This is a genomic window from Brevundimonas sp. M20 (assembly GCF_006547065.1).
GTDB lineage: Bacteria > Pseudomonadota > Alphaproteobacteria > Caulobacterales > Caulobacteraceae > Brevundimonas.
In genome coordinates this window covers 3,111,410-3,132,957 of the sequence record NZ_CP041243.1, presented here as the reverse complement: position 1 = coordinate 3,132,957, position 21,548 = coordinate 3,111,410, and the positions used below count along the sequence as shown (strand labels likewise).

18 protein-coding genes are annotated in these 21,548 nt (G+C 68.4%); 11 read left to right on the top strand and 7 right to left on the bottom strand.

Going from position 1 to position 21,548, the window contains the following annotated elements:
• Window positions 1-56: 56 nt before the first annotated feature.
• From ispG to FKQ52_RS15445, 4 genes are all read left to right on the top strand, one after another.
• Window positions 57-1,208, top strand: a complete 1,152-nt coding sequence (gene ispG, locus FKQ52_RS15460) for a flavodoxin-dependent (E)-4-hydroxy-3-methylbut-2-enyl-diphosphate synthase (protein ID WP_141627997.1) — start codon at window positions 57-59, stop codon at window positions 1,206-1,208.
• 60 nt (window positions 1,209-1,268) lie between these two features.
• On the top strand, window positions 1,269-2,141 hold the full coding sequence (locus tag FKQ52_RS15455; RefSeq protein ID WP_141627996.1) for a serine aminopeptidase domain-containing protein: 873 nt from the start codon (window positions 1,269-1,271) through the stop codon (window positions 2,139-2,141).
• The gene (locus FKQ52_RS15450) at window positions 2,128-2,736 is read left to right on the top strand and encodes a glutathione S-transferase N-terminal domain-containing protein (protein ID WP_240811679.1); all 609 of its coding nucleotides are present in this window, start codon (window positions 2,128-2,130) and stop codon (window positions 2,734-2,736) included. Before FKQ52_RS15455 ends, FKQ52_RS15450 begins: the two co-directional genes overlap by 14 nt.
• Window positions 2,737-2,904: 168 nt before the next feature.
• The gene (locus tag FKQ52_RS15445) at window positions 2,905-3,396 is read left to right on the top strand and encodes a translation initiation factor 2 (protein WP_205750801.1); all 492 of its coding nucleotides are present in this window, start codon (window positions 2,905-2,907) and stop codon (window positions 3,394-3,396) included.
• Window positions 3,397-3,461: 65 nt separating this feature from the next.
• On the opposite strand, the gene FKQ52_RS15440 is transcribed toward FKQ52_RS15445, so the two are convergent.
• Entirely contained in the window at window positions 3,462-4,241 is a 780-nt protein-coding gene (locus FKQ52_RS15440) for a sulfite exporter TauE/SafE family protein (RefSeq protein ID WP_141627995.1), read from the bottom strand.
• Window positions 4,242-4,407: 166 nt separating this feature from the next.
• On the opposite strand from FKQ52_RS15440, the gene prfA reads away from it, so the two are divergent.
• On the top strand, window positions 4,408-5,478 hold the full coding sequence (gene prfA, locus FKQ52_RS15435; RefSeq protein ID WP_141627994.1) for a peptide chain release factor 1: 1,071 nt from the start codon (window positions 4,408-4,410) through the stop codon (window positions 5,476-5,478).
• Here prfA and FKQ52_RS15430 read toward each other — a convergent pair.
• Window positions 5,475-6,134 carry an HPP family protein gene (locus FKQ52_RS15430; RefSeq protein WP_141627993.1) on the bottom strand — a complete coding sequence of 220 codons (660 nt, stop codon included), beginning with the start codon at window positions 6,132-6,134 and terminating at the stop codon, window positions 5,475-5,477. The genes prfA and FKQ52_RS15430 overlap by 4 nt on opposite strands.
• Window positions 6,135-6,185: 51 nt before the next feature.
• The gene (locus FKQ52_RS15425) at window positions 6,186-7,364 is read right to left on the bottom strand and encodes a YihY/virulence factor BrkB family protein (RefSeq protein WP_240811678.1); all 1,179 of its coding nucleotides are present in this window, start codon (window positions 7,362-7,364) and stop codon (window positions 6,186-6,188) included.
• Between the two features lie 143 nt (window positions 7,365-7,507).
• Here FKQ52_RS15425 and prmC point away from each other — a divergent pair, with 143 nt between their 5' ends.
• The 4 genes from prmC to FKQ52_RS15405 all read left to right on the top strand — a co-directional run bounded on the left by prmC (window position 7,508) and on the right by FKQ52_RS15405 (window position 11,245).
• The gene (gene prmC / locus FKQ52_RS15420) at window positions 7,508-8,416 is read left to right on the top strand and encodes a peptide chain release factor N(5)-glutamine methyltransferase (RefSeq protein ID WP_141627991.1); all 909 of its coding nucleotides are present in this window, start codon (window positions 7,508-7,510) and stop codon (window positions 8,414-8,416) included.
• A gap of 376 nt (window positions 8,417-8,792) precedes the next feature.
• Window positions 8,793-9,686, top strand: a complete 894-nt coding sequence (locus tag FKQ52_RS15415; RefSeq protein WP_370450982.1) for a DUF4167 domain-containing protein — start codon at window positions 8,793-8,795, stop codon at window positions 9,684-9,686.
• A gap of 140 nt (window positions 9,687-9,826) precedes the next feature.
• The gene (locus FKQ52_RS15410) at window positions 9,827-10,483 is read left to right on the top strand and encodes a DUF4893 domain-containing protein (RefSeq protein ID WP_141627989.1); all 657 of its coding nucleotides are present in this window, start codon (window positions 9,827-9,829) and stop codon (window positions 10,481-10,483) included.
• A 57-nt stretch (window positions 10,484-10,540) separates the two neighbouring features.
• Window positions 10,541-11,245, top strand: a complete 705-nt coding sequence (locus FKQ52_RS15405; protein WP_141627988.1) for a DUF4893 domain-containing protein — start codon at window positions 10,541-10,543, stop codon at window positions 11,243-11,245.
• A 9-nt stretch (window positions 11,246-11,254) separates the two neighbouring features.
• Here FKQ52_RS15405 and FKQ52_RS15400 read toward each other — a convergent pair whose 3' ends face one another.
• Genes FKQ52_RS15400 through FKQ52_RS15390 form a run of 3 tightly spaced genes read right to left on the bottom strand, consistent with a single transcriptional unit; the run spans window position 11,255 to window position 15,606 of the window.
• The gene (locus FKQ52_RS15400) at window positions 11,255-12,112 is read right to left on the bottom strand and encodes a tetratricopeptide repeat protein (protein ID WP_141627987.1); all 858 of its coding nucleotides are present in this window, start codon (window positions 12,110-12,112) and stop codon (window positions 11,255-11,257) included.
• A complete protein-coding gene (locus FKQ52_RS15395; RefSeq protein WP_141627986.1) occupies window positions 12,109-13,746 on the bottom strand; it encodes a serine hydrolase in 1,638 nt (545 codons plus the stop codon). The genes FKQ52_RS15400 and FKQ52_RS15395 overlap by 4 nt, the downstream gene beginning before the upstream one ends.
• A gap of 60 nt (window positions 13,747-13,806) precedes the next feature.
• A complete protein-coding gene (locus FKQ52_RS15390) occupies window positions 13,807-15,606 on the bottom strand; it encodes a hypothetical protein (RefSeq protein ID WP_141627985.1) in 1,800 nt (599 codons plus the stop codon).
• A 243-nt stretch (window positions 15,607-15,849) separates the two neighbouring features.
• Here FKQ52_RS15390 and FKQ52_RS15385 point away from each other — a divergent pair, with 243 nt between their 5' ends.
• The gene (locus tag FKQ52_RS15385; protein WP_141627984.1) at window positions 15,850-18,123 is read left to right on the top strand and encodes an outer membrane beta-barrel family protein; all 2,274 of its coding nucleotides are present in this window, start codon (window positions 15,850-15,852) and stop codon (window positions 18,121-18,123) included.
• Between the two features lie 3 nt (window positions 18,124-18,126).
• On the opposite strand, the gene FKQ52_RS15380 is transcribed toward FKQ52_RS15385, so the two are convergent.
• The gene (locus FKQ52_RS15380) at window positions 18,127-18,771 is read right to left on the bottom strand and encodes a LysE family translocator (protein ID WP_141627983.1); all 645 of its coding nucleotides are present in this window, start codon (window positions 18,769-18,771) and stop codon (window positions 18,127-18,129) included.
• Window positions 18,772-18,938: 167 nt separating this feature from the next.
• Here FKQ52_RS15380 and clpB point away from each other — a divergent pair, with 167 nt between their 5' ends.
• Window positions 18,939-21,527 carry an ATP-dependent chaperone ClpB gene (clpB, locus tag FKQ52_RS15375; RefSeq protein ID WP_141628409.1) on the top strand — a complete coding sequence of 863 codons (2,589 nt, stop codon included), beginning with the start codon at window positions 18,939-18,941 and terminating at the stop codon, window positions 21,525-21,527.
• The last annotated feature ends 21 nt before the right edge of the window (window positions 21,528-21,548 follow it).

Genomic DNA, 21,548 nt, shown 5'->3' with positions numbered 1-21,548 from the left:
CCGGAACGCGGCTTGTCGTGGCCATGCCGCAATCGTGAGCCTATGTTGGCCCTCGCATGAGCCTTGATCACACCCACGTCCGTCCCTGGCGCCATATCGAGCGCCGCAAGAGCCGCCAGATCATGGTGGGCGATGTCGCGGTCGGCGGCGGCGCGCCGATCAGTGTCCAGTCGATGACCAATACGCCGACCTCGGACGCGGCGGCGACGATCAGCCAGATCCGCAAGCTGGAAGAGGCCGGGGCGGACATTGTTCGCGTCTCCTGCCCGGACGAAGAGTCCACCGCCGCCTTCCGCACCATCGCCCGGGAGGCGAAGGTCCCGCTCGTGGCCGATATCCACTTCCACTACAAACGGGGCATCGAGGCCGCCGAGGCCGGCGCCGCCTGCCTGCGGATCAATCCGGGCAACATCGGCAGCGCCGAGCGGGTGAGGGAGGTCATCAAGGCCGCCCGCGACAACGGCTGCTCGATGCGGATCGGCGTCAACGCCGGATCGCTGGAGCGCGAGTTGCTCGAGAAGTACGGCGAACCCTGCCCTGATGCTATGGTCGAAAGCGCGCTGAACCACGCCCGCATCCTGCAGGACAACGACTTCCACGAGTTCAAGATTTCGGTGAAGGCGTCCGACCCCTTCCTGACCGTCGCCGCCTATCAGCAACTGGCGGACGCCATCGACTGCCCGCTGCATCTGGGCGTGACCGAGGCCGGCCCCCTGCGCACCGGCACCATCAAGTCAGCCATCGGCATGGGCTCGATGCTGTGGGCCGGTATCGGCGACACCATCCGCGTCTCGCTGGCCGCCGATCCGGTCGAGGAGATCAAGGTCGGTTTCGACATTCTCAAGTCGCTGGGTCTGCGTCACCGCGGCGTGAACATCATCGCTTGCCCGTCCTGCGCCCGTCAGGGCTTCAACGTCATCGAGACGGTCGCGGTGCTGGAAGAGAAGCTGGCCCACGTCACCACGCCCATGTCGCTGTCGATCATCGGCTGCGTCGTGAACGGCCCGGGCGAGGCCCTCTACACCGACGTCGGCTTCACCGGCGGCGGCAAGGGGTCGGGCATGGTCTATCTGAACGGCAAGATCGCCCACAAGCAGGCCAACGACGGAATGATCGACGAGATTGTCGCCCAGGTCGAAGCCAAGGCCGCCGAACTGGACGCCGCCCGCAAGGCCGCCGACGAAACGGCCCTGGCAGCGGCGGAATAGCCCTGTTCTGACACCCGCCGCTGGTCTAGTCAGACCAGATCATTCGGTGGGGTATTCAATATGATCCGTCGCGCCGCGTCCGCGCTTGTTCTGGCTCTCTCGCTGGGACTCGCCCCTGTCGCGCCGGCCTTCGCCCGGCAAGCGTCCGCGCCCGTCAGCTCCGCCGCGGCGACGGCCGCCACCCACGTCGAGCTTTCCGCTCCTGACGGCCGCACCATCGACGTCAGCGTCTGGCAGGCCGAGAACGAGCAGGCGGTGATCGTCTTCGGCCACGGCTGGGGCGGCGCCCCGGCGGCCTACCATCGCATCATCGAGTACTGGGTCGCGCACGGCTTCACCGTCGTCGCCCCGCTTCATACGGATTCGGCGCGCCACCCGCGGAACGCCGGGGCGACGCCCCAGACCATCTTCATGACGCGGATTGTCGATCTGGCGGTGGTGCGCGGCTATGTGAAGGCCGGCCATCCGGGCAAGCCGTTAATCGCGGCGGGTCACTCGTTCGGCTCGCTGAACGCCCTGATGGAAGCCGGGGCCCTGACCATGGCGGGGCCGCAGGCGGACCCGGACATCAAGGTCGTCGTGGCCCTGTCCTCCCCGGGCCTGATCCCGCAGGTGGTCACCCCCTCAACCTTCGCCGGCGTCACCACTCCGGTTCTGATGATCACCGGCGACAACGATCTGGTGCGCGGCTTCGTCACCGATCCGCGCGACCACCGCGCGCCCTTCGACACCAGCCCGGCGGGCGACAAGATGCTCGTGACCTTCGCGGGCGGCGACCACAGCCTGATCGCCAACGCCGACGCCGCCGATATGGACCTGATCGCCCGGACCACCACGGACTTCATCCGCGCCCATGCGCTGGGCGACGCCGCCGCCGGCGCCCGCCTTGACGCCCTGACCGCCCCCGAGGGCGTCACCATTGAGCGCCGCTGAGATGATGAAGCTCTACATCACCACCCCGTCACCCTTCGCCCGCAAATGCCGCGTCGTGGCCCGTGAGAAGGGCGTTTCGCTCGAGGAGGTCGTGGTTGACCCCTATGCGAACGCTCCGGAACTTCTGGCCTACAACCCGCTCATCCAGGTGCCGTCCCTGATCGCCGAGGACGGTCTGCCGCTCAACGACAGCCCGATCATCTGCGAGTATCTGGACATGGTCGGCTCGGGCCCGCGCCTGACGCCCGAAAGCGGTCCGGAACGGCTGCGTGTGCGCCGGATCGAGGCGACCGCCGACGGTCTGCTGGAAATGGGGGTCAAGCTGGTGCTCGAGAAGCGCCGCCCCGAGCACGAGCGCTCGCCGTCATGGATGGAACGCTGGGCCGCCAACATGCACCGCGCGCTGGATGCGCTGGAAGCTGCCGATCTGTCGGCGGACGACTTCCACATCGGCAGCCTGACCGCCGGGATCGCCCTGACCTGGATCAGCTTCCGCCACCCGGACTTCGACTGGGCGACGGGGCGTCCGCGTCTGGTCGCGCTTCAGGCGGCGCTTGAGGCCCGGCCCAGCTTCGCGGCCACCCAACCGGCCTGAGGCGCCTCCCGCTGTCTTTCGATCCGGATCGGCGCAATTTCGCGCACCGGTGATTGACGGCGGCTCGGTCCCGGTGCGAGGGAGTGATGGAGATCGCCGGGGGGCGATCTTCTTTGAATTTCGGGGATTTCAGTGATTTCTGTTCGTACCGCGCGCCGTGCCGCGCAGATGGTCGCGCTCGCCGCGATCACGCTTTGTCTGCCGGCCTGCGCCTCCATCCTTCGCGGCGTCGACGAGGACTTCAAGGTCGAGAGCACGCCGTCCGGCGCCCGGGTGACGACCTCGAACGGCTTCCAGTGCGACGCCACGCCCTGCACCTTCCGCATGCCGCGCAAGTCGAACTTCACCGCCACCGTCACGATGGACGGCTACGTCACCCAGGAGCACGCCGTCGTCGGTCGTGTGAGCCGTAACGGCATCGTCACCATGGCGGTCGGCAACGGCATTCTCGGCGGCGGCATCGGCGCGGCCGTCGACGCGACTTCGGGCGCGATGCGGGATCTGACGCCGAACCCGCTGGTGGTCGAACTGCTGACTCCGGCACAGGACGCCGAGCGTCTGGCGCAGGAAGCCGCCCGACAGGCCGAGGAAGCCGCCGCCGCCGCAGCAGCCGCCTCCACCGCCGCGGCCGCCGCTGAAGACGCCGCGCCGGGCGCGTAAACGCGGTCCGTCAATCGGATGAAGATAGGGCGATTGGACAGGGGGCCGGTCGCCCTTTCTCTTGTCTAGAGCACGCCCGACAGCTGAACACCCTGGAAGGCGGCCAGCACGATCAGCAGCCCGCCGACCGCATAGGTCATCGGGCGCTGCGGCACGCGCTTGGCGATCAGCCCGGCGAACGGCGCGGCCAGAAGGCCGCCGACGACCAGTCCGCCGACCGCCGCCGCATGGTTCTGCAAGGCGTCGGCCTCTTCCCAGTGGCCGCTCACCAGCGACCAGACGAAGGTCGCGCTGACCGCCACGGTGACGAAGAACTCGGCGGTGTTGACCGTGCCGATGGCGCGGCGCGGTTCCTGTCCGGCCCCGACGAGTGTGGATGACACGGTCGGTCCCCAGCCCCCTCCGCCGATGGCGTCCAGAAAGCCGCCGAGGGCCCCCAGCGGCGCGACGATCCAGCGCGGACGGATGGGCTTGGGCTTCACGTCATGGGCGGCCCGCCAGAGGATCCACACGCCCATCAGCGCCAGATAGGCGATGACGAACGGCTTGATGATGTCGCTGTCCAGACCGGCCAGCACATAGGCCCCCAGACAGCCGCCGATCACCCCGGCGATGGCCAGCGGGGCCAGCATCTTCCAGTCGATGTTCCTGTGCCAGGCGTGACTTCCGGCCGACGCCGCCGTGGTGAAGACCTCCGCCCCGTGCACGCTGGCCGAGGCCGTCGCGGGCGGCACGCCGAAGGCCAGCAGCACCGAGGACGAGATCACGCCATAGGCCATGCCCAGCGAGCCATCGACCGCCTGGGCCAGAAAACCCACGGCCAGAAACAGGAGGAAGGTTTCCATGCATGCCCCGTCTGTCGCACCAACAGGCGCCGATCTTCGCCCAATGAACCCCGACGGCAAAGGTTGCGCCGTTCACGGATGGCTGATCCTGTCGTGACCGTGCATCGACAGGGCGGGGCGCGGCGCGCTAAAGGCTCCGACCCCTTTCCCGCATGGATGATCCCTCTTGCGACTGCCCCAGGCCCGGCTCGATCAGGTGCTCGACCGTTTCCACGAGGTGGAGGCGCGCATGGGCGCGGCCAGCGACGGCGCCGAGATCGTGCGCCTGTCGAAGGAGCACGCCGAGCTGAAGCCGGTCGCCGACGCGGTTCAGGGACTGGCCAGGGCCCGCGCCGAAATGGCTGATCTGGAAGTCATGGCCGCCGATCCGGAGATGGCCGAGATGGCCGCCGAGGAGCTACAGGCGCTCAAGGATCGCCTCCCGGAGCTGGAACGTGAGGTCGCCCTGCTGCTGGCGCCGCGGGACGCCGACGAGAATGCCTCGGCTGTTCTGGAAGTCCGCGCGGGCACCGGCGGCGACGAGGCGGCGCTGTTCGCGGGCGACCTGTTCCGCATGTATTCGCGCTACGCCTCCACGCGCGGCTGGCGGGTCGAGGTCGACAGCGCCACCGAGGGCGAGGCCGGCGGCTACAAGGAAATCATCGCCACCGTCACCGGCGAGGGGGTCTTCGGTCGCCTGAAGTTCGAGAGCGGCGTCCACCGCGTCCAACGGGTCCCGGCCACGGAGACGCAGGGCCGCATCCACACCTCCGCCGCCACCGTCGCGGTCCTGCCCGAGGTTGAGGACGTCGAGATCGAGATCCTTGACAAGGACATCCGCATCGACACCTTCCGCGCCTCGGGCTCGGGCGGTCAGCACGTCAACAAGACCGATTCCGCAGTCCGCATCACCCACTTCCCGTCCGGGATCATGGTGACCTCGTCCGAAAAGTCGCAGCACGTGAACCGCGACAAGGCGATGAAGAACCTGCGCGTCCGCCTGTACGACATGCAGCGGCAGGCCAAGGATCAGGCCCGCTCGGACGCCCGCAAGTCACAGGTCGGTTCCGGCGACCGGTCCGAGCGCATCCGCACCTACAACTTCCCGCAGGGCCGGGTGACCGACCACCGCATCGGCCTGACCCTGCACAGCCTGCCCCAGATTCTGGAGGGCGACATCGACCCCATGCTGAACGCCCTGATCGCCGAGGATCAGGCCGCCCGTCTGGCCGATCTGGAAGCCGAGTTCGGCGGCTAAGGCTTCCGCGAGGCGGCGTTATCCAGCGCCAGCTTCACCACGGCCTTCAGATCAGAGCGGCTGACGTCCAGCGGTTCCCCGACGGTCTCCAGCGCGGCTTCAATATCCTCGTCCGTCACCGGCGCGGGGCCCGGTGTGGCGACCGCCCTGTGGGGCCAGGCGTGGCCGGAGAAGCGGTGGAACACCCAGGCGGACAGCCCCAGGATCATCGCGTTCAGCCCCACCGGCGCCAGCGCCAGCATCAGGCCCGCGCCATGAATGCTGGATCCGCCGAGCACCCCGATCAGGGCCGTCGAGCCACCCGGCGGGTGCAGGCAGCGCAGCAGCGACATCAGGCCGATGGCCGTCGCCACCGCGACCGCGCCTGCGATCATCGGGTCCGGGATCAGTCGCGCCGCGATCACCCCGACCACGGCCGAGATGACATTGCCGCCGATCAGCGGCCAGGGCTGGGCCAGAGGACTGGCGGGAACGGCGAACACCAGCACCGCTGACGCGCCCATGGACGCGACCATCAACAGCGACAGCGCCGTGTCGCCGCCCAGTACGACGCGGGACAGCAGCCCGGTCGCTCCGATGCCCAGCAGGGCGCCGAGACAGGCGATGGCCCGGTCACGGAGAGTCGCGCCCGCCAGAAGAGGTTGGAACAGTCTCATCGGTCTCCTCGCCGCTTTGCGCGGAGCCAGAGCATATCGGGGGACCGTGGGCTAGCTGTCCCGTCTGATACGTCGCCGGACAAGCCGATCCGAAAGCGCCTCGGCGTGCTTCAGGGTGAAGGCCAGCGCCGCCGGGCTTCCGCGTTTGGGGCCGACGGTGTCGGCCACCACCGCGCCCCGGTCGCCGATGTCACGTGGGTCGCCCGTCGTGGTGTCCATGGCGGTCTGGTGCTCGATCTCGGCGTTCAGTTCGGCGCCCATGATGACGATCTGCACCGTCAGCCATGTCCACAACAGGAAGCCCATCATCGCCGCCAGCGGGCCATAGGAGGCCGTGCGGACGAAGGCGCCGATGTACCAGCTGAAGCCCAGCGACAGGCCGAGGCTTAGAAGGGCCGCGAAGATTGCTCCGGGTGTCAGCCACCGCCACCGCGCCTTCTGTCGGCAAGGGCCGAAGCGATAGATGACGGTCAGGGCGGCCATGTAGATCAGCAGCAGCACTGGCCACCGGAACGGCGCCAGATAGCCCCACTCCTCTCTCAGTCCAAGGAAGTCGAGCACCAGGGGGGCGCCCACCACCATGCCCGCCGACATCAGCACCGCCAACAGACCCGACACGGTGAAGGCCATGCACATAAGGTTGTAGCGGACGATATTGCGCCGCTCGACCTCGTGATAGGCGATGTTCAGGCCGTAGAAGAGCACCTTGATCGCCCCGTTCGCCGTCCACAGCGACAGCAGCAGGGTCCAGACCAGGGTGAAGGTCAGCGCGGTGTTGGTGTTCTCGGCGAGGCGCTGCATCTCCTGACCCAGAAACTCGGCCACGCCCCCGGGCAGGACGGAATACAGGAACTGCAGCCGGTCCCAGGCGCCGTTCGGATCGGCGAACAGGCCATAGACGGTCACGAAGGCCGCCAGCGTCGGGAACAGCGACAGGACCACGAAGAAGGTCACGCCGCCGGCCACGAAGCCGACCCGGTCGCCGAAATAGGCCGCGCCGACCCGCCAGAAGATGTCGACCCAACCCTTGCGCGGAATATGTTCCGGCCGTTGGGCCATGCGCCCGCGCCCGGGCTCCTTCGCGTCGAAATCCTCCGGCTTTGGCGGGGCTGGCGGCAGGATCTCCGGTCGCGCCGGGCGCAGTTCGATCCCGTACTTGTGTCCGCGCGTATAGAGCAGGTGCGCGGCGCCCGCCCCGGCCGCAAGACCGCCCACGATGGCTCCGGCCACGCTCCAGAGACCTGGCCCGCTCTTTCGTCTCGAGCCCATCTGTCCCGACTGGTTCTGCATCCGCGCCTCAACGGCCAAGCTGACCTGTCGTTCCGCATCCTCTACGCTTGAAATCCGACCGCGTCCGGTTCAAGGCCCTGCGCATGACCGACACCGCCCCCGCCCATACCCTGCTGAAGACCTGGAAAGCCGCGCAGGCCGAGCTCAAGGCCGGGAAGATCGACAGCCCGTCGATCGACGCCCGCTTGCTGCTGGAAGTCGCCGCCGACTGCTCGCGCACCGACATCCTGACCGACCCCTACCGGCCGGTCACCGCCGAACAGAAGGCGACGATGGACGGCTATGTCGCCCGCCGCCTGAAGCGTGAGCCGGTGTCGCGCATTCTGGGCAAGAAGGGCTTCTGGAAGATCATTCTGAACGTCACCCCCGACGTGCTCAGCCCCCGCCCGGACACCGAGGCGATCCTCGACGTCGTCATGCTGGCCTTCCAGCCGCAGGACAGCTTCACCATGATCGATCTGGGCACGGGCTCGGGCGCCATCCTGCTGGCGACGCTCGCCGAGCGGCCTGCGGCCAAGGGGGTCGGCACCGACATCTCGACCGAAGCTCTGGCCGTGGCGCGTGAGAACGCCGCCAATCTCGATCTGGACAGCCGCTGCGACTTCATCCGCACCGAATGGGCCGCGGGCTTCGCCGACCACAGCTTTGATCTGGTCGTGTCCAATCCGCCCTACATCCCGTCCGACGACATCGCCGGGTTGGACCCCGAAGTGCGTGAGCATGATCCGCATCTGGCGCTGGACGGCGGTCCGGACGGTCTGGTCGCCTATCGCGAACTGGCGCCGGAGATCATGCGCATCCTCAAGCCGGGCGGGACCTTCGCGGTCGAGATCGGCTGGGATCAGGGGGCGCAGGTCAAGGCCCTGTTCGAACAGGCGGGCTTCGAGAACGTCATCGTGGTCAAGGACCTGTCCAACCGCGATCGCGTCGTCACCAACGGCCCGGACCCCCGCACCAACCCCATTCCGCCGATGTATCCCGAGGCGGGCTGATGCGGGGGCTCATAAACCCCCTTGGAAACGCCACAAACCCGCGCTAAGTCTCTCTCGTCTCCCACCCAAGCAAACGCCTCGAACCGCTTCGGTTCCTGTTTCGCGCGCGCTTCGGGCAGTGACGGTCGGGCCGGTCGCCCGGCGGACCGGCGGGAAATCGGTTCAGACGCTCTTGCATCTGAACTCAGATTTCCGCCCAACGTCGAGCGGACCATCGAGTCCGATGGTCCGGGGCGACACGGCTTTCCGAACACATCGCCAGCGGGGAATAGGCCCCGCCCGAGACGGAACACCCCCGGATGGATACCGAGCCCAGGAGGCCCGGTCCGTCCTCCCCATCAAGGCACGGTAGCGTCCGATGAGAGATTTCAAGGGCATGAAGCGTCAACGCGGACGCAACAGAAAGCCCGGCGGCGGCAACAACGCCAACGCCACCAACCCGAACCGTTCGTGGGACTCGCAAGGTCCCGAGAACATCAAGGTCCGTGGCAACGCCCAGACCGTCTATGAGCGCTATATGCAGCTGGCCCGCGATGCGTCGGCCGGCGGCGACCGCGTTCTGGCTGAGAACTACACCCAGCACGCCGAACACTATTTCCGCGTCCTGCGCGCCCTGCAGCCCCAGCGTTCGGTCTCAGAGATCGCCCAGCGCGAACTGGCCGGTCAGGGTTTCGACATCGATTTCGAAGACGAATCCGGCGCCCAGGCCGCCGCCATCCTCGCCGCCCAGCAGGCCGAGGCTGATCGCGCCGCCCAGCAGGAAGCCCGCCAGCGCGAGCAGGACGAGCGCCAGCAGGATCGTCAGAACAACAACGGCGAAGGCCGCCGCGAATGGCGTGACCGCGACGACCGCGAACCCCGTGAAGTGCGCGAGCCGCGCGAACCCCGCGCCGAGGGCGAAGACGGTCAGCCCCGCGAAGGCGGTCGCCGCGAAAGCCGACGCGAGCGTTGGGAACGTCGTCGTGACGAGCGCAACCGTCGCTTCGAAGGTGAAGGTGGTGAAGCCGCCGCCGAGAGTGATGCGCCCGCCGCTGTCGAGGCCGAACCGGTCGCCGCCGAGGCTGCGTCGGAACGCGCCGAACGCACGCCGCGTCGTCCGCGCCGCGAAGAGTCGTCGGAAGACACGGGCGGCCTGCCGGGCTTCCTGACCCGTTCGACCGCCCCCGCGCCCGCTCCGGCCGCCGAGGCGGAAGGCGAGGAGGCTCCGGCGCCCAAGCGAACCCGCGCGCCGCGCAAGCCCAAGGTCGAGGCGCCCGCCGAGGAAGGCTGACGCTGGCCTCCCCTCAAGGGGGAAACCGCTGAACCGCCATCGCCTTGTGACGCCTCGTGACGCGAGGGCGGTTGACGGCGGCTGCCTGAACCGGTCCAAAAGAGTTGAGCCAAGCCCTCAGCCTGCGTTCGGGAGCGCCCATGCCTCGCCTGTTCCGGCTGTCGACCCTGTTGGTCGGCGCCGCCCTGACCCTTTCGGCCTGCGCCTCCACGCCGGCCCCGCCGCCCCCGCCGCCGTCAGGTGGACCGGGCGCGACCCTGCGGGACTGGCGCAGCATCATCACCGCGTCGGACCGTGACCGGTACACCCGGCGCGACGCCGCCTGGTCCCTGGCCCTGCAACAGGCCCGCCGCCAGCGCGGCTCGGGCGATCTGAACAGTCTGGGCGAGCTGATCGCCCCGGATGCGCGCCGTCCCTCCGTCGTCCCGCCCGCCGGCGCCTATCGCTGCCGTACCGTGAAGCTGGGCTCGCAGGGCGGCGAGGACGGTCTGGGCTATGTCATCTACGGCTGGTTCGCCTGCCGGATCGAACAGACCCCCAACGGACTGAAATTCGTCAAGGAGACCGGGTCACAACGTCCTTCCGGCCTGCTTTTCCCGGAGGACGACCGGCACATGGTCATGCTCGGCTCGATGGCTCTGGCGTCCGAACCGGCCGCCAATTCCTATGGCCAGCGCCCGGACCGCGATCTGGTCGCGTCGCTGGAGCGGATCGGCGAGCGTCGCTGGCGGCTGGTGATCCCATGGCCGCAGAACGAATCCAATCTTGACCTGATCGAGCTCGTCCCCGTCGCCTGAGGGCAACCCCCGGCGCGCCCGTCCGTTGTGCAAGCTCAGCCTTATGGAGCCTGCCCCATGCGGACCCTGATCGCCGTCGCTTCCGTCGCCGCCCTGCTCGCCGCCTGCGGGGACAATGCGGTGTCCCCGCCCGAGGCCCCGGCGCCCGCGACCGATCCGACCCCCGCGCCTGAACCGGCCCCGGCTCCGACCGCGCCTCCGACGGAAGGTGAACAGGGCGGAATCTCCGATTGGCGCCAGATCGTTTCGACGGAGGATTCCGGCAATCTGGGCCGTCTGGATCAGGCCTGGCGACTGGGCCGCGCAGAGGCCGAGGACAAGGGGTTCGCTTCCGAGGTCGAGGCTCTGGGACCGCTGGTCGATCCCATGGCGGGCCAGTCCGGCCGTCTCCAGCCGCCGCCGGGGACCTATCGCTGCCGCACGATCAAGCTGGGTTCAAAAGCCGGGAACACCCTGGCCTATGTCGCCTATCCCTTCTTCCGCTGTTCGGTCGAACTGACCCCCGGCGGCGATCTGGTGCTGACCAAGACGACCGGCTCCCAGCGCACGCGCGGCCTGCTCTATCCGGACACGGACAATCGCCTGATCTTCGTCGGCGCCCAGGCTTGGGGTGACGACGAAACCGGCTTCCCGAACTATGGTCAGCAGCCCGTGCGCGATCAGGTCGGCGTTTTCGAGCGTATCGGTTCGTCCCGCTGGCGTCTGGTCGTCCCCTGGCCACGTCAGGAGGCGAAACTGGAGATCCTTGAGCTGGTGAAGTGACGCGCGTCTTCAGCCCTTCGGCGTGCAGGTCAGCTGTTCCCGATACAGGCTGCTGCCCGGCTCCAGCCGTCTGGCGATGACCAGTTGGGCCTCGGCGTCGGCGCACCGGCCCAGCTTCGCCAGAACCGTCGCAAGGCTGTGCCGGACCGGCCCCAGTTCAGGCAGGCCCGCGACCGCGCTTTCGCAATAGGGCAGGGCCTCCGCCGCGCGGCCGGCCTCGGCCAGGGCGTAGCAGTGGTTGTTCTGCGACAGCGGGTCCTGCGGACGCAGGTCCAGCGCTGCCTTGCTGGCGGTGACTGCACTCTCATGCTCGCCCAGGCTGGTGAGGACGCCGGATCGCTGGCTCAACGTCGTCCAGTCGGTCGCCGGAAGGGCCAGATATTGGTCGCGGGCCCGGCGGAAGGCTCCGGCGTCGTCCTCCTTCATGATCGGCAGGAGAATGCTCAGGATCGGTGCGCGCAGTTCATTGTCCACCGGCCGCGCGAGGTCGGCGGGCAGATCGGCCGGCGGTCGTCCGTCAAGAAAGCCCCAGGCGATGCGCGCATCGGCCCGCGCCTCATCCATCCGCCCGGCGTAGCGCAGGGTATCGGCCCGGAACGTGTGGAACAGGACGTCCGAGGTCATCTCCTGACCGTCCAGCCGGGCCTTGTCGTAATGGACCAGCGCCGCGGCCAGATCGCCGTTCAGATAGGCCTCGGTACCCAGATTGATCATGGCCAGTGAATAGGCCGGCGTACCCTCCCGCGCGGCCTCGGCGCAGGCTTGCCAGCTGACGAAGGTCGCGCCGATGCAGGCGGGCGGAGGCGGCTCCTGCGCCTGCGCGGGCGAGGTCATCAGGGCGAACAGCAGGGAGAGCATCGGGGTCATGCCTTGGTCAGCCTCAGGTCCTGATAGTCGTAGCTGAAGTCCGCATCCGGGCTGACGGCCTTCAGGGTTGCCGATACCGCCACGCCGTTCTCCACCTTGAAGACGACGAACGTATCTTCTTCCCGCGTGTCCGGGAAACGGGTGCGGAAGGTGTCGCCGTCATAGGGCTCCAGCGGTCCCTTCAGGGCGTTGGTGCGGGTGAAATCCAGATGCAGGGTCGTCCGGCGGTTGCGGCCCCGGCCCGTGGTGCGCGGCTCGATGCGGATTTCGCCGTACCAGGGATCGACCCAGCTCCCCGCATAGGCTTCCAGCGGCAGGGACGGCGCCGCGCCCGCCGCCTGTTTGGCGTCGATCTCCGCGGCCGCCGCGATGGACTTGGCATTGCCTTCCTGCGTCAGGCGCACCGCGTCGGCGATCCAGTCGAAGCCGGTCTTGCCCATCAGGATGTCGGAGATCCCGCTGCGCAGGGCGCGGGTCAGCTGGCTTTCCTCGGCGTTGGTGAAATAGCTGAAGCCCGCGTTGCGCCCGGGCAGCAGGACGGTGCCCGACAGGTAGCCGGGGGCGCCGCCGCCGTGGGTGATCATCCGCTCGCCGCGATAGTCCATCACCTGCCAGCCGGTCGCATAGGTCGCCGCGATGGCCCGGCCCGGTGCATCCGGCGTCGGCCCGCCCGAGCTGGAGACGATGATGTTGGGCCGCCACATCTCGTTGGCGCGCGCTTCGGACCACAGGCGCGCGCCGTCCGGCAGGGCGCCCTTGTTCAGTTGCACCGCGATCCATTTGGCCCAGTCGACCGGGTTGGTGGCGAACCCGCCCGCGGCGCCCGCCGCCGACCAGTCCCACACCGCCTGAATGGACTGCGCCATCGTCTGCATGGGGCCTTGATAGCGCAGTGGCGGCCCCAGCCGTCCGTTGGGCAGGGCCGACTTCGCCGGCTCCGCCGACGTCATCAGCGGCTTGGTCTCGGTCATGCCCAGCGGGTTCAGGATGCGGGTCTGGACAAAGTCCTCCCACGGCATGCCGCTGACCGCCGCCACGACCTCGCCCGCCGCCACGAACATCAGGTTGCAGTAGTGGTAGGAGGTGCGGAAGCTGTCCTCGATCGGCACGTTCGGGATGGCCGCCATGATCTCGGCCCGGGTCCGGTTTCCGTTCGGCCAGAACAGCAGGTCGCCCGCGCCCAGCCCGAAGCCGATCCGGTGGCTGACCAGATCGCGCACCGTCACCATGGCGTTCAACTCGGGCTTCGACAGGGTGAAGCCGGGCAGATAGGTCCGCACCGGCTCGTCCCATTTCACCTTGCCCTCGTCGATCAGGATCGCCAGCGCCGCGCAGGTCACGGCCTTGGTGTTCGAGGCGATGGCGAACAGGGTGTGATCGTCCACCGGCGGGCCGCCGACCGAGCGCAGGCCATATCCGCGGGTCAGGATGGGCTGCCCGTCCTTGATCACGGCCACCGAGACGGCCGGCTGTTCCGGGAAGGCCGCCATGGCGCGTTTGACGAACTCTTCCACCTGCCCGGCCAGCGAAGCCGCATCATTGGCCGCCGTTTGCGCCCATCCGGTCGCGGGCAGGGCCGCGGCCCCCGCTGCGGACGAAACCAGCGCCGCGCGGCGCGTAAGGCGGATGGACATGGCAGGCTCCGGACTGAACTGAGCGTGACGCTAGTCGCTGTGGCTCGCCGAGGCCAGCCGTCAGGGAACGGTCTGCTTTTCCAGATAGCGTATCGCCACGAAGCCGCTGCCGTACTCCGTGTTCACCCGCGCCCATGTGTCGTCGAAGGGCGCGGCCTCCAGCATCACGGTTCCCGCCGGCAGGGTGGCGACGATGTCCGCGCGTTCGCTGGCGCCCCGCCTCAATCGCACCGTCGTCGTGGTGACAATCCGCGCCTCCGGCTCGACCGGCCCGGCGATCGCTTGCCGGTAGTCCGCCGGCCAGCCGACGAAGTAGGCGGCGAACAGGGCCGCGACGACAGCGACCGGGATTGCGACGGCCATGCCGCCGACGCTCAGAACCAGCTTGCCCGGCTTCATGTTCACATTGCCCGCCTCGACCCCCAACTCCTCAGCCAGCGCCTTTGTGTTGCGCCGCGCAAGCAGGGCGGCGCCCACGCCGAGCGCCAGACCCAGCCCGCCCCCGCAGAGCAGCAGGGTGACCAGCTCCGGCCCCGGATGGGGCTCTGCGATGATCGTTCGTATCGCGATCCAGGTGAGGACCGCCGTGGCGGCGAGCGCCAGCGCCCAAGCGCCCCACCAGACCTTTTTCTGGGCCTGACCGCGCAGCTTTCCGACACCGAACGCGGCTGCCATCGCCATCGCCATGGCGCCGTCATTGCCCAGCAGCCAGCCCTGATCGGCCAGCACTGTCCCGGCGGTCAGGTCGCGCCTGGCCTCGGACTTGCCGGTCGCGGTGTTGAACCGGGCCAGGGCCTCCCGCAGCAGGCGGGTCCCCGCGAGATGCTGCGCCACGGAAGTCCAGGGGGACTCCGGCTTCGGCTCCGGTAGTTTTAGCCCCTTCGCCAGCACCGGCTCGCCGTCGTGTATCTCGGCGCCCGCGCCCAGCGCCCAGACGTCGCCGCTCTCGCTGTGAATCCTCAACCGGCCGGTGGCGGTCGGTATGGAGATGTTGGCGGTGGCGATCATGCCTTCGCCGGTGACATCGCCGCATGTCAGGTCTTCAACGCGCACCCCGGTTGATCCGAGAACCGCTTCCCAGCGACCCAATGCGGCCAGTCTCAGCCCGTCGTGGTTGGCGCGCGCTCCGGTGATGACCAAGGCATTGCTGACCACGATCTCGCGGTCGTAGCGATACAGCCGCTTGCCCGGCCCGCCGCAGTCTCCGCACGTGACCTTTCCGGAGCCTCCGCACCGCCCGCAGCGGACCTTGCCGTTATTGCAATCCCGGCAGTTCACATAGTTGTAGCCCCCGCCGGTGCACTGCCAGCAGGTCTCGGTGTAATATTCGGTGTAGTTCTCATTGTACTGGCCGTTCCAGCGGGTCGCCTGACGGCTGCGCTGGTGGTTGCCGCGTCCCCAGCACCCGGCGCACTGCTCGCGCACCCTGGCCGCGCCGCCACAGGCGCCACAGTTCACCGACCCGGAACCCGAGCAGTTTCCGCAGCGCACCTTTCCGGCGCCCGAGCAGGTGTCGCAGGTTTCCGTGCAGGTCTCGGCGAAATGCCAGCCGGGAAGGGCGCGGGCGTTCAATCGACCCAGCCACTTGCCCGGCTCGCGCTTCACCTCGGCCTCAAGGGTTTCGGCGGGAGACTTTTTCTTCAACGCCTTGTCGATCTGGCTGTCGATCGTTCCGGCGCCCAGGGCGCTGTCGGCGCGCTCCCGTCGCCGGGCCCAGGTATGGCTGTAGGTAGATTTGACCGGCAGGATAATCGGGCCGTCCGTGACGATGTCCAGATCCCAGTGCCGGGGATCGACCGTCCCCTCCAGCCGCGCGGCGATCTTCGTCTTCAGCCCGGCGCCCGTCCCGTTCCCCGCCATGTTTGCCCCGTCATCCTGTCTCCCCTCCCGCATCAAACAGCGTGACGGTCCTGGAGGCAAGGTGATCGCTGATCGGCGACCCTTGCTCGCGGCGGGGGCGGCGATCAGGTCCGAAAAGTGGCGATCTCTGAAAAAACTGTAATGAAATGAAAAAGATGTAACTGAGGCCCGTACAGCGCCGCTGATAGGTTCCGGGCTCAAACGGGGGCGATCAGGACTCCCGAACTCAGGATCCTCGGGGCCATGACCAGAACCACCCTCATCTCGCTGCTCGCGCTCGCCTTGCCGGCCGGCGCCGCTGTCGCCCAGACCCAGCCCGCGCCGGGCCCGACCCAGACGCCGGCCCAGACGCCTGCTCAGGCCCCGGCCACGCCGTCCACCGCGACACAGGAAGCGCCGGCCGAGGGCGCCGAACAGTCCCCGACAGAACTGGGCGAGACCGTCGTTCAGGGGCGGGCCAATGACATCCGCACCTCGGTCGACTCGATCAGCTACAACGTCGGCGAAGACCTGCAGACCGCGACCGGCACGCTGGCCGACGCCCTGCGCAACATCCCCTCGGTCGAGGTCGACCCGGACGGCAATGTCAGCCTGCGCGGCGATGCGGGCGTCACCATTCTGGTCGATGGCCGCCCCTCGGGCCTGTTCTCGGGCGAGAACCGGGGGCAGGTCATCCTGCAGATTCCGGCGGATCAGTACGCCCGCATCGAGGTCATGACCAATCCCTCCGCCGCCTATCGCCCGGACGGCGGCGGCGGCGTGATCAATCTGATCACCAAGCCCAACCGTCCGCGCGCCCAGCCGACCACAACCGGCTCGGTTCGTGTCAACGTCGGCAATGACGAGCGCTACAATCTGGGCGTCAGCAGCGTCTTCAACCGCGACAAGCTGACGGTGACCGCCGACGCGGCCATCCGCCACGACACCTTCGTCCAGTCGACCGACCGGGTCCGAACCCGCTACGATTCCGGCTCGAACCAGTTCCTCGAATCCCGCAACACCCAGGATGGCGACGGCGAGGTCGATAACGTCTTTGTTCGCTTCTCGGCGGACTATCGCCCGACCGACCAGCTGCAGGTCTACGGCGACCTCTACCATGTGGACGTCACCAGCGAGGGCCTGATGCTGGATCAGTTCGAGGCTGACGCCGCGGGCGGCGGCATCGGTTCGGCCTATCGCCGCCTGTCCGACGGCGGCTTCGAGGGCCAGTTCTCGGGCGCGACGGGCCGCGTGGTGCGCCGCTTCCCCGAACAGGGCCACGAGTGGTCCAACGAGGTCCGCTACAACCGCGGTCGCGGCAGCTACGCCCACGACACCCTCGTCGACGGCCTCATCCCCGCCGCGCCGAACCAGTACGAGCGCGTCGACAACCAGAACAACAACGACACCTTTAACTTCGCCAGCGCCTACGTCCGCCCCTTCACCAGCGGAGCCCGCCTGCGTCTGGGCTATGAGCTGGAGTACACCCAGCTTGAACTGGACAACCTCGTCGCGCGCGGCGCCTCGCCCGGCGCCCTGACGCCCGATCCGCTGGTGTCCAACCTCTTCAAGGTCGATCAGACCGTCCACGCCCTCTACGGCACCTGGGAGCAGCCCTTCGGCGACAAGCTCAGCGCCCAGTTCGGCCTGCGTCTGGAACAGGCTGATCTGGAGCTGGATCAGGTCACGACCGGCATCACCGCCTCGAACGACTACTTCCGCGCCTATCCGACCCTGCACGTCTCGTATCAGCTGACCGCGGACCAGACCCTGCGCGGCAGCTACAGCCGCCGTGTCCAGCGCCCCGCGCCGAACGATCTGAACCCGTTCACCACCTATCAGGACCCGCTCAACTACCGCTCGGGCAATCCGGATCTGGAGCCGCAGGAAACCGACTCGTTCGAGTTCAGCTGGCAGCGCCGGGTGAACCAGTCCTTCTACGGCGCGACCCTCTATTATCGCGATACGCAGAACGCCTTCACCCCGGTGGTCAGCGACATCGGCAACGGGGTCCTGCTGACCCGCACCGAGAACCTCGGCGCCCGCACCGCCACCGGCGTGGAGCTGGTCGCCAACGGTCGCCTGCACCCGACCCTGCGCTACAACGCCAGCGTCAATGTCTTCCGTCAGGAGATCGACGCCTCCAACCTGGTTGGCGGCGTCAGCAGCGAGGGCGAGGTGGTCTCGGGCCGTCTCAGCCTGAACTGGCAGCCGACCCAGGCCGACTTCGTGCAGGTGTCCGGCATCTGGACCGGCGAGCAGTTGCTGGCCCAGGGCACGCGGGACGCGACCCAGCTGATCAACCTCGGCTACCGCCGCAAACTGACCGAGACCCTGGCCCTGCAACTGACCGTCCGCGATCTGCTGGATGAGTCGAAGGACATCACCAACTACGAGACGGACACCTTCACCGACCGCACCGAGCGGGTGTTCGGCGGTCGCGTGGCCTTCATCGGCCTGACCTGGAATTTCGGCGGTCCCTCGCGTCAGCAGGACCCGCAGTTCGACTTCTCGTCGGGTCAGCAGCCCGGGACCTGATCGTCAGGCCCGGGTCTCCCAGGCCATCCAGGCGGCGACCAGAACCAGTCCGCCGGCCATCAGGGCCCTCAGACCCGCCCCCTGCACCCGCGCGTGGAGCAGGGGCGCGGCGCGGGCGGCCCCCAGCACGATCGCCATGTGCACCACGATCGCTACGGCCAGATGCAGGCCGCCCAGCGTCAGCGCCTGCTTCAGGGGTGAGCCGTGGTCCGGCCGCATGAAGGTCGGCAGCAGGCCGACATAGAAGACGGCCGCCTTGGGGTTCAGCAGATTGCCGGTCAGGCCGCGCAGGAACAGGGTTCGCCATCGCGCCGCCTCGACGGGCCCGCTGTTGACCGCCGCCGGTTCCGGCCGCCACGCCTCCCAGGCCAGCCACAGCAGGAACAGCACCCCGGCCCAGCGGATCAGCTGGAACAGCGGCGGCCAGACTATCAACGCCTCCGTCAGGCCGAAGGCGGCGGCCAGCATCCACACCGCCAGTCCCAGCGTGACGCCCGCCACGGCGGCGAAGCCCGCGCGCCGACCCCGCTCCAGCGACACCAGCGCCAGCCAGCCCATGTTCGGTCCCGGCGTCAGCTCGATCAGGCTGACGGCCAGCAGGAAGGGCAGGATCACGCCGGGATCGACCGGCCAGGCCGAGTGGGGCATCGGCGGGGCTCCTTGCCAAAGACCCGGGCCATACACCGGGCGGCCTTTTTGCTGCGAGCAGGTCTTGTGTGTCTGTCCCGCCACACCCACGTTTGCGACATCTCAAGGCGTCGCTTCCAGAAAGGGCGCTGATGAGCATTCAATCCGCCTGACAGGGGATGTCCACGTTGAATCTCGAACTCTATTCCGACCGCGCCAAACAGGCCGTCCAGTCCGCCCAGTCGCTGGCGCTCGCCCGCCGCCACCAGCAGTTCGCGCCCGAGCATCTGCTCAAGGTGCTTCTGGAAGAGCGTGACGGCCTCGCCCGCAATCTGATCACTGCCGCCGGGGGAGACGCGAGCCGCGCCGAGGCCGACGTCGAGACGGCCCTGTCCAAGCGCGCCCAGGTCTCCGGCGGCTCGGGCCAGCTCTATCTGGACGGCGACACCGCCCGCGTCTTCGCCGCCGCCGAGGCCTCCGCGAAGAAGGCCGGCGACGCCTTCGTCACCACGGAACGCCTGCTCTCCGCTCTCGCCCGCGAAGGCGGGGTGGCCAAGACAGTCCTGTCCGCCGCCGGGGTGAAAGCCGATGCGCTGGACGCGGCCATCATTGAGGTCCGCAAGGGCAAGACCGCCGACAGCGCCGGGGCCGAGGACGGCTATGACGCCCTCAAACGCTACGCCCGCGACCTGACGCTGGCCGCCGCCGACGGCAAGATCGACCCGGTCATCGGCCGCGACGAGGAAATCCGCCGCACCATCCAGGTCCTCGCCCGTCGCACCAAGAACAACCCGGTCCTCATCGGTGAACCCGGCGTCGGCAAGACCGCCATCGTCGAGGGTCTGGCCCTGCGCATCGTCAACGGCGACGTGCCCGAGAGCCTGCGCGACAAGACCGTCATGGCGCTCGACATGGGCTCCCTGATCGCCGGCGCGAAATATCGCGGCGAGTTCGAGGAGCGGCTGAAAGCCGTGCTCAACGAGGTCGCCGCGGCCGAGGGCGGCATCGTCCTGTTCATCGACGAGATGCACACCCTGGTCGGCGCCGGAAAGGGCGACGGCGCCATGGACGCCTCCAACCTGCTCAAGCCCGCCCTCGCGCGCGGCGAACTGCACTGCGTCGGCGCCACGACGCTGGATGAGTACCGCAAGCACGTCGAAAAGGACGCGGCCTTGGCCCGTCGCTTCCAGCCGGTCTTCGTCTCCGAGCCGACCGTCGAGGACACGGTGTCGATCCTCCGTGGACTGAAGGAGAAGTATGAGGTCCACCACGGGGTCCGCATCTCCGACAGCGCCATCGTCGCCGCGGCCACCCTGTCGAACCGCTACATCACCGACCGCTTCCTGCCCGACAAGGCCATCGACCTGATCGACGAGGCCGGCAGCCGCGTCCGCATGGCCGTCGATTCCAAGCCCGAGGAACTGGACGAGATCGACCGTCGTCTGGTCCAGCTGAAGATCGAGCGCGAGGCGCTGAAGAAGGAGACCGACAACGCCTCCCAGCACCGCCTCGAAAAGCTCGAGGACGAGATCGCCGATCTGGAAGGTCAGTCCGACGACCTGACCGGTCGCTGGAAGGCCGAAAAGGAAAAGGTGGGGCAGGGGGCGCAGCTGCGCGAAACCCTCGACCGCCTGCGCGCCGAACTGGCCGCCGCCCAGCGCGCCGGCGACCTCGGCCGCGCGTCAGAGATCGCCTACGGCCAGATTCCGCAGATCGAAAAGCAGCTGGCCGAGGCCGAGGCGAACGAGGCCGACAAGTCCGGTCCCCTGACCCCCGAGGTCGTGGACGCCGAACAGATCGCCGCCGTCGTTTCGCGCTGGACCGGCGTGCCGGTCGACAAGATGCTGGAGGGCGAGCGCGAGAAGCTGCTCAAGATGGAGGACGCCCTGCGCGGCCGCGTGGTCGGCCAGGACGACGCCCTGATCGCCGTCTCCGACGCCGTGCGCCGCGCCCGCGCCGGTCTGAACGATCCGAACCGCCCGCTGGGCAGCTTCCTCTTCCTGGGGCCCACGGGCGTCGGCAAGACCGAGCTGACCAAGGCGCTGGCCGACTTCCTGTTCGATGACGAGGCCGCCATCACCCGCCTCGACATGTCGGAATACATGGAGAAGCACTCCGTCAGCCGCCTGATCGGCGCCCCTCCGGGCTACGTCGGCTATGACGAGGGCGGCGCCCTGACCGAGGCCGTGCGCCGTCGGCCCTATCAGGTCGTCCTGTTCGACGAGGTCGAGAAGGCCCACCCCGACGTCTTCAACGTGCTGCTGCAGGTGCTGGACGACGGCCGCCTGACCGATGGTCAGGGCCGCACCATCGACTTCCGTAACACCCTGATCATCATGACCTCCAACCTGGGCTCCGAGGCGCTGGCCAACCAGTCCGAAGGCGAGGATGTCGAGGCCGTGCGCCCCTTCGTCATGGACGCCGTCCGCGCCCACTTCCGCCCGGAGTTCCTGAACCGCATCGACGAGATCATCCTGTTCCGCCGCCTCGGCCGCGAACAGATGGGCGGCATCGTCCGCATCCAGCTGCAACGGTTCGAGAAGCTGCTGGCCGACCGCCGCCTGACCCTCGCCCTCGACGACACCGCCGCCGCCTGGCTCGCCGACAAGGGGTATGACCCGGTCTACGGGGCGCGGCCGCTGAAGCGGGTGATCCAGAAGGAACTCGTGGATCCGATCGCGCGCAAGCTGCTGGCGGGCGAGATCGAGGACGGGAGCGTGATCGCCGTGTCAGCGGGGACGGAAGGGCTGGAGATCGGGAAGGCGCGGGTGCATTGATGGGCGGTGTTGTTGGCGAGG